This is a genomic window from Nostoc sp., assembly GCF_036917135.1.
GTDB lineage: Bacteria > Cyanobacteriota > Cyanobacteriia > Cyanobacteriales > Nostocaceae > Nostoc.
The window spans coordinates 105,148-116,139 of record NZ_JBALEA010000089.1 but is presented as its reverse complement, the minus strand read 5'-3'; the positions used below and the strand labels follow the sequence as shown (position 1 = coordinate 116,139).

The 10,992-nt window shown below is 43.0% G+C and carries 10 protein-coding genes; 6 read left to right on the top strand and 4 right to left on the bottom strand.

The window, feature by feature from the left end; genetic code table 11:
- The first annotated feature begins 468 nt into the window (after positions 1 to 468).
- From V7K50_RS28140 to V7K50_RS28130, 3 genes are all read left to right on the top strand, one after another.
- Positions 469 to 2,061: a photosystem II high light acclimation radical SAM protein gene (locus tag V7K50_RS28140; protein ID WP_334965908.1), complete on the top strand. Its 1,593-nt coding sequence runs from the start codon at positions 469 to 471 to the stop codon at positions 2,059 to 2,061.
- Between the two features lie 68 nt (positions 2,062 to 2,129).
- Complete coding sequence (locus V7K50_RS28135) at positions 2,130 to 3,527, top strand: DICT sensory domain-containing protein (RefSeq protein WP_334965906.1); 1,398 nt, start codon at positions 2,130 to 2,132, stop codon at positions 3,525 to 3,527.
- Positions 3,524 to 4,162, top strand: coding sequence for a pentapeptide repeat-containing protein (locus V7K50_RS28130; protein ID WP_334965904.1), 639 nt, complete (start codon positions 3,524 to 3,526; stop codon positions 4,160 to 4,162). Before V7K50_RS28135 ends, V7K50_RS28130 begins: the two co-directional genes overlap by 4 nt.
- Positions 4,163 to 4,229: 67 nt before the next feature.
- Here V7K50_RS28130 and V7K50_RS28125 read toward each other — a convergent pair whose 3' ends face one another.
- From V7K50_RS28125 to clpS, 3 genes are all read right to left on the bottom strand, one after another.
- A complete protein-coding gene (locus tag V7K50_RS28125; RefSeq protein ID WP_334965902.1) occupies positions 4,230 to 4,691 on the bottom strand; it encodes a hypothetical protein in 462 nt (153 codons plus the stop codon).
- Positions 4,692 to 4,835: 144 nt separating this feature from the next.
- Complete coding sequence (locus tag V7K50_RS28120; protein ID WP_334965900.1) at positions 4,836 to 5,660, bottom strand: CPBP family intramembrane glutamic endopeptidase; 825 nt, start codon at positions 5,658 to 5,660, stop codon at positions 4,836 to 4,838.
- 155 nt (positions 5,661 to 5,815) lie between these two features.
- Positions 5,816 to 6,097, bottom strand: coding sequence for an ATP-dependent Clp protease adapter ClpS (gene clpS, locus V7K50_RS28115; protein ID WP_012410249.1), 282 nt, complete (start codon positions 6,095 to 6,097; stop codon positions 5,816 to 5,818).
- Between the two features lie 300 nt (positions 6,098 to 6,397).
- Here clpS and V7K50_RS28110 point away from each other — a divergent pair, with 300 nt between their 5' ends.
- Positions 6,398 to 6,742 (top strand): hypothetical protein, encoded by a 345-nt coding sequence (locus V7K50_RS28110; RefSeq protein WP_334965918.1) that lies wholly within the window; start codon positions 6,398 to 6,400, stop codon positions 6,740 to 6,742.
- Positions 6,743 to 6,890: 148 nt separating this feature from the next.
- On the opposite strand, the gene V7K50_RS28105 is transcribed toward V7K50_RS28110, so the two are convergent.
- A complete protein-coding gene (locus V7K50_RS28105; protein ID WP_334802212.1) occupies positions 6,891 to 7,091 on the bottom strand; it encodes a hypothetical protein in 201 nt (66 codons plus the stop codon).
- Between the two features lie 471 nt (positions 7,092 to 7,562).
- On the opposite strand from V7K50_RS28105, the gene V7K50_RS28100 reads away from it, so the two are divergent.
- Together V7K50_RS28100 and V7K50_RS28095 are read left to right on the top strand one after the other, a co-directional pair.
- Complete coding sequence (locus V7K50_RS28100) at positions 7,563 to 7,892, top strand: STAS domain-containing protein (protein WP_334965898.1); 330 nt, start codon at positions 7,563 to 7,565, stop codon at positions 7,890 to 7,892.
- A 148-nt stretch (positions 7,893 to 8,040) separates the two neighbouring features.
- Complete coding sequence (locus V7K50_RS28095; protein WP_334965897.1) at positions 8,041 to 10,722, top strand: TIGR03960 family B12-binding radical SAM protein; 2,682 nt, start codon at positions 8,041 to 8,043, stop codon at positions 10,720 to 10,722.
- Positions 10,723 to 10,992: the final 270 nt, after the last annotated feature.

Genomic DNA, 10,992 nt, shown 5'->3' with positions numbered 1-10,992 from the left:
GTTCAGCTTATGGGTTCAGAAACTTTAATAATTTTAGAGTAAGATGCTTATTGAATTGGCATTTTAATTATTAGTTTAGCATAACAAGTACTGAAAAGCCATTATTTTAATTCTCTTAAGCCAGATAATTAGGAAATTGACATAACCATGATCCCCTTGCTTTTCGCCTAGCGAAGAAGTGAGTTTTGCTGTTTCACCTATCCCAGAATTAATCGTCTGGGATCATCGCTTAATGAATAAACTCAATGTTATGGTAAAGCTATATGAAAAATGTCTTCATAAAGCCTCTTATAGATTCCATGCACGTTTTATGCACAGCGATTTTAGCATTTCCCGCAGTCGCTAACGGCAGATTCATCCTTACCAACAATTGCTTGAAATGTCAAGTAAGATTGTAATAAATAAAACAAAACAAGCACACGCTTTCAAACTGGATGTTTCTCTCGCTTTCTCCTAAAGATTGGCAAGATGGAAGTTAAAACACAGATGACGGAAAATCGAATTCTTTACGTTCGCCTTCCTTGTAACCCCATCTTTCCGATTGGGGTTGTCTACCTGAGCGATCATGTACACAAGCAGTTTCCTAATATTGAACAGCGCATCTTTGATTTAGGAACAGTGCCACCTTTAGACTACAGTTCGGCTTTGGATCGCTGTATTGATGAATTTAAACCGACACTAATAGTATTTTCTTGGCGGGATATTCAAATTTATGCCCCGGTTGGTGGACGTGGTGGCAACCCACTACAAAACGCCTTTGAATTTTATTACGCCAAGAATCCTCTGTTGAAACTACGCGGGGGATTGGGCGGTTTGCGAATCTTCATTGCTTACTATGTAGAGTTGTGGCAAAACCAGGGTTTAATCAAACGCGGTTTAAAACGTGCCCAAAAATATAATCCTGATGCGCGTGTAGTTGTCGGTGGTGGTGCAGTCAGCGTATTTTACGAACAATTGGGTAAAAGCTTACCCCAAGGGGCAATTATTTCTGTGGGTGAAGGCGAAACCCTGCTAGAAAAACTTTTAAGTGGCAGAGATTTTCGAGATGAACGCTGTTACGTTGCGGGAGAAGCCCAACCACGTCAACGGCTAATCCACGAACAACCCACCCCAATCGAAAAAACAGCTTGTAACTACGACTATATCGAAAGCATCTGGCCGGAATTTAACTATTACCTGCAAGAGCAAGACTTTTATATAGGTGTACAAACTAAGCGTGGTTGTCCTCACAACTGCTGTTATTGCGTCTATACCGTCGTCGAAGGTAAACAAGTACGCATTAACCCAGCAGATGAAGTAGTTGCGGAGATGCGCCAATTATACGATCGCGGCATTCGCAATTTCTGGTTTACCGATGCCCAATTCATCCCAGCGAAAAAATTTATCGCCGATGCCGTAGAACTATTGCAAAAAATCGTCGATTCTGGTATGACAGATATCCACTGGGCAGCATATATCAGAGCCGACAATTTGACACCCGAATTGTGTGACTTGATGGCGAAAACCGGGATGAACTACTTTGAAATCGGGATTACCAGTGGTTCTCAAGAACTCGTGCGAAAAATGCGGATGGGGTATAACCTGCGAAACGTCTTGCAAAATTGCCGTGACTTAAAAGCAGCTGGTTTTAACGATTTGGTTTCCGTCAACTACTCCTTTAACGTTATTGACGAACGTCCCGAAACCATCCGCCAAACCATTGCTTATCACCGCGAACTAGAACGGATTTTCGGTGCTGATAAAGTCGAACCCGCCATCTTTTTTATTGGACTACAACCCCATACTCACTTAGAAGAATATGCTTTCAAAGAAGGCATCCTCAAACCAGGGTATGATCCAATGAGTTTGATGCCGTGGACAGCCAAAAAACTCCTTTGGAATCCTGAACCCCTTGGTTCATTTTTCGGTGAAGTTTGCTTGCAAGCTTGGCAACAAAACCCCAACGACTTCGGGCGCGAAGTCATGAAAATCTTAGAAGAAAAGCTGGGTTGTGCTGATTTAGAAGCAGCACTTACAGCACCATTAGAGACGAAAGAAAAACAGTTAGCAGGTGTATCCTAGAAAACACGAATTCTGAATTTCTCTCACTCTCTTCCTCTGTGCCTCTGCGGTTATTTTTACCAAATCCCATGTTAGAAGGTTCAATCCTACAACAGCTAGAAACAGCCCATCGCCATACCACCAGGCCAATTCGATTCGGTGTTTACTACAAAAATACCCTAGTTGCCCTGTGCCACGCCCTAGAAGACCATATCTTAACCGATGACGGTACACCCCTAGTGATCACAGCCTTCCAACAGGGGAAATGGTATCTACAAGAAGCTGAACGATATGCAGACATCGCCCAGCACAGCCGCCAAATTGCGATCATGGCTGCCTCTGAATCCGGTTTTGCTAAACATCCCACCAGCCAGCTACCCAATGTAGACTTAGTAGGATTAGATGCAGGCGATCCAGTTGAACAGGAGTGGCACTTAATTATTTTATCGCCTAAATACACAGCAATGGTAATTTGTCAAGAATTATCAGAGGCAGATTATGGCAGCGCGGGAGTGCCGACATCAGACTTAGAGCGTAAATTCTATGGTTTGTGGACATTTGAGCCAGAGTTAGTGCAAGATACAGCAGAAATAGCGATCGCTCACATCAAAAAATACAACCCAGAACTGGCAAAAAAACTCACAGCCGATAAAGAACAAATTGTACCGTCAATGGACAGATCCCAAAATTTAGGTGCAGTTGTCTCCCGTGTAGTAGATTACCTCCAGACTGGGCAAGATAATTTATCCATCCCTACAGCGCTTCAGAAACAAACCCTAGATCGCAACTTGGTTTCTAACGAAATCCAAGCCTTTTTGCGAATGGCGCAACTGATGGATATGGCAGATGTCAACAATCCAATGGCAGCTGCGGAAGTAGTAGTACTTGCTGAAGCGATCGCCCAGCTTTTGGATCTTCCCGCATGGCAGATTAAGAGGTTGCGGCTAGCGGCTTTGTTACATCGCATAGATCCATTACAAAAAGCAGAAAGCTTACTCACTGGCGGTATAGCCACACGCTACCAAGAAGATGCCCCCAGTTCTCCCTTAACTTGTCCCTTAGTACCAGGGGCGCAAGTATTGCGAACTATGCCACGGCTGCGAGCAGTTGCCCAAATTATTACTCACCAAAGCGAGTGGTGGAATGGCACAGGGGAACCAGCAGGTTTAGCTGGAGATGAAATACCCCTAGAGTCGAGAATTTTGGCATTGTTGGCACATTTTCAGTGGCGACTCAATGAGCGAAAATCGTCAAATCAAAGCCGGGAACTGATATTTACTCAAGCTTTAGATGAGTGCAGACAGCAACAATCTACCCGCTTTGACCCTAAACTTGTAGATACCCTAGCTTTATTAGTTATGGGTTTACAACAGGGACTCGACTTACCCTTGATAACACCCAAATTCAGCGCCGGTATCTGGATACTTGATTCCCAATGGGATAGCCACAGCAAGATCAGTGAAGAGATTGGTAGTTACTTTACATGAATATTGAAGCCATTAGATTAGGAAAACTCAAACAACTTCCAGGGGCAAATTTAGAAGACGAGGAACTCTCCCGATTGGATTTAAGCAGGATTAATCTTGCTGGCGCTACCCTTGTAGGCACTAATTTTGCTGGTTCTAAACTCGAAGGTGGACATTTCGAGGGGGCAAATTTGATGGGAGCAAACCTCCAAGAAACTGACTTGCGGGCAAACTTGATGGGAGCGAACCTGATGCAAGCAGATTTAACCGGCGCTGACTTGCGGGGTAGTAATTTACGCGGCGCTAACTTGATGGGAGCAAGACTCAGTGATGTGTCATTGGTGGGTGCTTTCTTAAGTGGTGCCAATTTGATGAATGTGAATTTGCAAGGCGTTGACTTGCGGGGCGCTGACTTACGCGGTGCAAACCTGACTGGGGCAAATCTCAAAGGTGCAGATTTGAGTCGCGCCGATTTGCAAGGGACTTTGTTGAGTGAAGCAAACCTGGAAGAAGCCGACTTGCGGGGCGCAAATTTAGCGGGGGCGAATTTTTCAGGAGCGAATTTACTCTGTGCAGAATTAGAAGGTGCAAATTTGAGCGGCGTTAATTTGAATAAAGCTTGTGTGGTGGGGACAGTGGTTGAGACGAGTTTATGAGGATCGCAAATAGTTCTAATATTCTTTGCGATCGCTGGTATTTAATGGTGTTAGATTGCGTCATCGTTTAATTAAAGACTTCCCCTAAGTGCGCTCTTAATTTATCGATACTACCCCACTGCTTCATCAAGTTGTCACTAGACAACAATTTAGCTTTAGTGTTCTGAAAACTCCAATTGGCTCTCATTTCCTTCTGATCAAGAGGAATACGGCTGACATCTGTGAAATCAGCAATCCAATGAACCTTAACCCATCGGAAAATACCCCATGTACCTGTTTCCCATTGAGGTTTATCTTCACTTCCCTCATTAACCAGTTCAACTACGTGCGTCAAGTATCGGTCATGATACCCATCTGGTTTTTGAGAAAGGATGATAAGAGATCCTTTTGGTAAGTAAAAGGCGTGAGTATCTACACCTATACCCTCTTTAAAGTTTAACTGAAAGTAAGCTCCAACAGGAAAACTTTCATACGCCCAATCTTCATCATCATTGACATTTTTTATATATTCCAAACGAGCTAAATCCATTATTTATAACCCTAAATATTTGTTTGATGTTGAATCTTTAAAAACCTTTTGGCTACACTCTGACACTTTGCCTAAATGGAATATTAATTAATGTAGTTTCTTTTTAGCCGATATTTTATTTTTGTACAAGTTCATTACCCATTTTTAATTTTTCACTGTTCGCCCTCGTATCCACAAAGCTAGTACACTCATTAACAACACTCCCATAACTCCTTGTAGGGGATTATTATTTACACCAGTTACCCAATCAGGAACCTGACCAGAATATTTCACTAATTCCCCAACATTAATAATGTAGTAACCCCAAACTAAACCACCATGCAAAGCAATTGGAAAACCCAAGCGTCCCCTCCGCCAACGCTTTCCCCACACTTGCGTTAACCCCAGCAGTACTAAAGCTGGAAATTGCGGCAGTGTATGAATAATTGCCTCCAAGGGTTTAATAAAGTGCAATGTAGCAAAGGCAGTTGCATCTGTCCACAGTGCCACACGCGGACTGTAATCTCGTTGTAATTCATCTAACAACCAGCCTCGGAATAACAATTCCTCAGCAAATCCAACACCTAAGCCAACAAGTAAACCCTCTAAAACAACTTTCAGCAAAAAAACTTTCGGTTGTTGCCACACCAACCAACCCAACAAACTTTCTACCCCAAAAATTATCAGAATATTAATTATCCCCAGAGCCAAGCCACGCAGTAAATCCACACCATTTTGCCGCGTGAATTCTAAGCCATAATGTCGCAGAATTTGGGGCTGTTGGTAGACATATTTACCCCATAGTCTCAGGACAAAAATAAATACTACATATAACAATACCAATGTCAATATACTTTCTAAGTTTGAATCATGTACTAGTAAGTATATTGGTGTAGCCAATGGCAACCATAGCAACAATAAAGTCAAAATAAAACAACCCAGCCTGATAGGGGCAGAGCGTTCAGCAAGACGGGCAAGGTTTTTTTTCATACTAAATAGGTCAAAATAATGCGTAATCCGTAATTCCAATCAGTCTGAGCTAAGAACTTTCCACAGTTTTGCTCTCCACTAAATTAAAAATTCAGCGTGGGCTGCTGTACCCTCTTGAATTACGAATTACGAATTACGAATTACGAATTATTTGACTATTCATCAGGTTCAATCGTGCTACTTAAACCGTGACTTATCAATGTTTCGCAATAAAACTCAGCGTGTTCCAGAGCGCAAGTAATGACTAAAGCTAGCCCGTTAGTATGGGCTTCCATCATGATACTCACGGCTTGGGGTTGGGTAAGGCTTGGTACAGTGGCTATTAGTGACTGTACAACATGCTCCATAGAGTTGTAGTCGTCGTTATGGAGCAAAACGCGATACCGAGGCGCGAGCTTGCGGGTTGTGGAAGGCTTTTGAATAGTTTCAACTGACACGGCTCTTTGCTCTTTTCTCGTTACTTCACTACAACAAAGTCTCTGTTTTGCGATCGCTAAACAGTCGTTCACCTATTCTATAGTATTTCTGCTCAGATACTATGCTAGGAAAACCCTTTGCTGCTAGGGATTGCTCGTATTAGTTTTGCGTAGCAACTTGTGAGGCAGATGTCTAAGACATGGCTGCCGTCAGAGTGCTACCATAATCTTACAGAAGCTTTCCTTAAACGTAGCGCATTTTCACTTTTAAGATTAAGGAAGTTGCAAAATAATCCTTGCCCCTGCCCAAAGTGCATAATGATGGACATCAGCCTAGATTTTCTTCAACCGGGACAAATTGTGTCTTTAGAGCATGGTGACAGGAATCTCTATGCAGAAGTCATTCAATTTGTAGTTTCCCGTCAGTTGTGCTGGGTGCGTCCTTTATTAATGGTTACTTTTATTGAAGAATCGCCCCTAATTACCGATTTGCGAGATGCATCTGATTTGCTTTGGCCTGCCAATTTATTTCGCCCAGCTTTAGACACAGAAGTAATTACCTTCTTGAGTCAGGTTTTAGCAAAAGAACCAAAAACTGAACCTGACTCAGCAGCGAAGCAGCAACTCAACCAGTTTATTCACCAACTTTGGCAAGCATATCAATAGGGATTGGGTATGGGGCATTGGGCATTGGGCATTTATCATTCTCCCCTTGCTCCCTCATCTCCCTACTGCCAATTTCTCATTCCCCATCCCCTTATCAACCGTAGCGAATACCAGCATCTTTATTACGAATTACGAATTACGAATTATTTTAAAATCCCAGGCTAGGAACCAACTGGATTCGGCCAGCATCCATCTCTGCCATTAATAATTCTAAGGCTTCGTAATCAACATCAGAAATGTAACCCCTTTCCGTTAGTTCTGAGTTTATTTCATTTTCTATCTCAGGAGTTAGTTTTTTAATGTCAAGAGCTTTTTCTACCAATTTACGAATAGCGTACTGAGTTCTCATAAGTAATAACCCAACTGTATATGATAATAATCATCCCCGATTAGTCTAGGTATAAAGAGTGATCAAATACTAACTTACTAGTGACATATATCACAACCTAATTAGTTAGATAGATGATGTGCGATAACCTTGCCACAAGACATCAGCAACGGTAAGGCTTGAGATTTCACCTACCATTAAGACTTGGCTAAATTAGGTTGAGTTATAGACTAAGCAAGTTTTCTCAGCATAGTTACTGATGAATTTGTCTGTTCTATGGCTGTCTATAGTTGATTGTTTTTGAACTGGGATAAAAAAAAAGTATACATAAACACATTTTAACCTGGAATTATAACAATCTTTAAACAGAGATACTAAAGCAATAAAGATTCAGCAAAGAGAGCTAAGACATAAGGACGATGCTACAAAATAGAGTTTATGTTCAAATGATCCTTAGCTTGACGCTCTCACAATTCTCGATAGGATGTAACTATGCAAGCAGTGCTTAACTATCCCAAGATTGCAGTTATTCGCCCCCAAGGGTGTTTGAATGCTGCAAATGCCTTGGAATTTGAACGAGATATGACCACAGCGTTGGCACAAAATGGTATTTCCATCTTGGTAGTAGATCTAGCATTGGTAGAATCCTTAGACAGCGCGGGGTTGATGGCATTGTTATCTACACACAAGTTGGCTCTTACTTTAGGACGGAGTTTCAGACTTTGCGCGATCGCTCCGTCAATTAGAATTATTTTTGAACTGACGCAACTTGATAGGATATTTGAAATCTTAGACGGCGAAGCCGAGTTGGCCGTAACATAAATTTATGTAAAAGCACAAAGGTTCGGGCAAGAAGTGGACTTTATGTAAAGGAGTTGTAAGTTACAACGATAAACTCTGTTATAAGAGCTAATTCAATGCTAAGGTTGGGGTTGAGTAGCTGTAATTAAGGTAGCTAGAAGATAGCACAGTGGTTGTTGCAGTTGAAAGATTAATAACGTCAGATATTTCAAAACCAGCCCGTTACCTGGGTAACGAGCTGTTAGCAGTACACAAACCTTGGGATACGACAGCAATACATTGGGTTTTAACCTACCCAGAAGTGTATGAAGTCGGTGCATCTAACTTGGGGCACATCATCCTTTATAACATCTTGAATGCCCAACCGCGTCAATTATGCGATCGCGCCTACCTCCCAGGACAAGACTTGGTAGCCAAACTACGCGAAACTAATACGCCGTTGTTTGCGGTAGAGTCAAAGCGATCGCTGACAGAATTCGACATTTTAGGCTTTAGCCTCAGTTACGAACTGGGTGCAACTAATATCCTCGAAATGTTGGATTTGGCTGGAATTCCCTTGACGTGGAGAGAGAGGCAGGAGGGCAGGGGAGAGTTGAGTGATACCCAGTCCTCCTATCCTTTGATTTTTGCTGGTGGGCAAACAGCGACATCAAATCCTGAGCCTTATGCCGACTTCTTCGACTTTTTCGCCCTTGGGGATGGAGAAGAACTGCTGCCAGAAATTGGTTTAGTGTTGGAAGAAGGCAAACAAGCAGGATTGAGTCGGGAACATCTGTTACTGGATTTGGCACAGATACCAGGCGTATATGTTCCTCAGTTTTACGAAATGGCAGAGGATGGCTCAGTTCATCCTCGTCGCCCAGACATCCCAAAACGAATTTTGCGAAGGGTTGCAACTCCCATACCAGCATATTCCATTGGGTTAGTTCCTTACGTAGAAACGGTACATGACCGTCTGACCATTGAGATTCGGCGTGGTTGCACTCGTGGCTGTCGCTTCTGTCAACCAGGAATGCTGACTCGACCAGCCCGGGATGTAGAACCCGATCAGGTTGTGGAAGCAATTGAACAGGGAATGCGAGCAACTGGTTACAATGAGTTTTCTCTACTATCTCTGAGTTGTTCTGATTATTTGTCCCTACCAGCAGTGGGGATGGAAATCAAAAATCGCTTAAAAAATGAAAACATTTCTCTGACTCTACCAAGCCAACGGGTAGACAGATTTGATGAGAATATTGCCAACATCCTGGGAGGTACACGCCAAGGGGGACTGACTTTTGCTCCCGAAGCTGGTACTCAGAGGATGCGAGATATCGTAAACAAGGGTTTGACGAATGAAGAATTGTTGCGGGGGGTGAAAACGGCTTGGGAGCAAGGCTGGGATAAAATCAAGTTGTATTTTATGATTGGCTTGCCGGGTGAGACGGATGTTGACGTTTTGGGCATTGGGGAAACAGTAAGCTGGCTACAGCGAGAATGTCGAGGTAAAGCCAGAAAACCCCTAAACTTTAACCTGACAATTTCTAACTTTACACCCAAGCCCCATACACCATTCCAGTGGCACTCAGTTTCTACGGCTGAATTTAAGCGTAAACAAAACCTGTTGCGGCAAGAATTCCGCCGAATAAAGGGAGTGAAGGTAAATTTCACCGATGTCCGTATTTCGGCAATGGAAGATTTTGTGGGACGAGGCGATCGCAATTTGGGCAAAGTAGTCCGCCGCGCCTGGGAATTAGGTGCAGGTATGGATTCCTGGTATGACAATTTAGAGCAAGCTTTTAGTGCTTGGGGATCTGCGATCGCCCAAGCAGGTTTAGATTGGAAATACCGCCAAGTAGAAAATGGCGAATGGAACTTGTTTCACCCAGAAGCGCCCAAGAGCAGAGAAGATGGAGAAAATACCCAACTCCTAACTCCTAACTCCCCACTTACCACTCCCCACTCCCTCGATATTCCCCTTCCTTGGGATCATATTGATACCGGGATTGACAAAAAGTGGCTCAAAGAAGACTTGCAACGCGCTCTAGAAGCCGCAATTGTACCCGACTGTTCTTTTGAAGGGTGTTCTCACTGTGGCGTTTGTGGCACAGACTTTGGGCATAACATCGTGATTGAATCACCTGCTATCCCAAAATTCGCTGGCGAGTTTATCCCCAACAAAACTAAGGCGCAAAGACTGCGAGTTTGGTTTGGCAAACAGGGTAATATCGCTTTAATCAGCCATCTAGATTTAATCCGTCTGTTTGATCGAGTTGTGCGGCGAGCAGCCTTGCCAATCGCTTTCACTGGTGGATTTCACCCAATGCCGCGAATTTCTCTAGCAACTGCGTTGGCTCTAGGGGCTACTAGTAGTGGTGAAATTGCAGATTTTGAGTTAACCGTGCCAGTGGAAATTGATACTTTCCGAGAACAGTTGGCTCGTGAAATGCCCACAGACATACCTATATATAATGTGGAGCAGATAGATTTAAAAGCAAGTGCCGCTACCCAACTGTTAGAGTCGGCAGAGTATTTGATTACTGTAGCAGCACTTGCAGAAACAACATCTATACAATGGCAAGACTGGATTGATACAATCAAAGCAAAAGAGGAGTTTTGGTACGAGCAAATAACTAAATCAGGCAAGAGCCAATTAATAAATCTGCGCGATCGCTTATTTGAACTCGAATTAGTCGAAACCCACAATAGCAGAGCAGAATCTATCTCATCTGTGATCCGTTATTTAGGTAGTTATCGCCAGGACGGTTTACTGTTGCGTCCCGAACAAATCCTGTTTATGTTAGAGACAGTGGCTAATGTAGAATTTCAACTCCTGCATATTCACCGCAATCGGCTAATTTTAGAGGTATAATCCCTGTAGGCCAATTTGCTAGTAGTTGTCCTAACACGGCAGATCGCAGGAATTGATTTTTAGCAAGGTTGCGTTAGAATAGGGTGAAGAGAAATTTTCTGGCGCTGCATTGAATTAGCTGGTTCACTACCCTGGTATTCAGGGGGCGAAAGCAAAGATATTAGAGTGCAACTTCTAGGATTTTATCCTAGACAAACAAAAAGCAGATTAAAGAATGCACACTCTCTCTATAGCTACCTTGTGAATCAGTAACTAACAGCAGGCTCGGTT

What these genes read in the sequence shown, in the direction of transcription:
- V7K50_RS28140 (WP_334965908.1), top strand. Translation starts at nt 469, where the DNA reads ATGGAAGTTAAAACACAGATGACGGAAAATCGAATTCTTTACGTTCGC.
- V7K50_RS28135 (WP_334965906.1), top strand. Translation starts at nt 2,130, where the DNA reads ATGTTAGAAGGTTCAATCCTACAACAGCTAGAAACAGCCCATCGCCAT.
- V7K50_RS28130 (WP_334965904.1), top strand. Translation starts at nt 3,524, where the DNA reads ATGAATATTGAAGCCATTAGATTAGGAAAACTCAAACAACTTCCAGGG.
- V7K50_RS28125 (WP_334965902.1), bottom strand. Translation starts at nt 4,691, where the DNA reads ATGGATTTAGCTCGTTTGGAATATATAAAAAATGTCAATGATGATGAA.
- V7K50_RS28120 (WP_334965900.1), bottom strand. Translation starts at nt 5,660, where the DNA reads ATGAAAAAAAACCTTGCCCGTCTTGCTGAACGCTCTGCCCCTATCAGG.
- V7K50_RS28110 (WP_334965918.1), top strand. Translation starts at nt 6,398, where the DNA reads ATGGACATCAGCCTAGATTTTCTTCAACCGGGACAAATTGTGTCTTTA.
- V7K50_RS28105 (WP_334802212.1), bottom strand. Translation starts at nt 7,091, where the DNA reads ATGAGAACTCAGTACGCTATTCGTAAATTGGTAGAAAAAGCTCTTGAC.
- V7K50_RS28100 (WP_334965898.1), top strand. Translation starts at nt 7,563, where the DNA reads ATGCAAGCAGTGCTTAACTATCCCAAGATTGCAGTTATTCGCCCCCAA.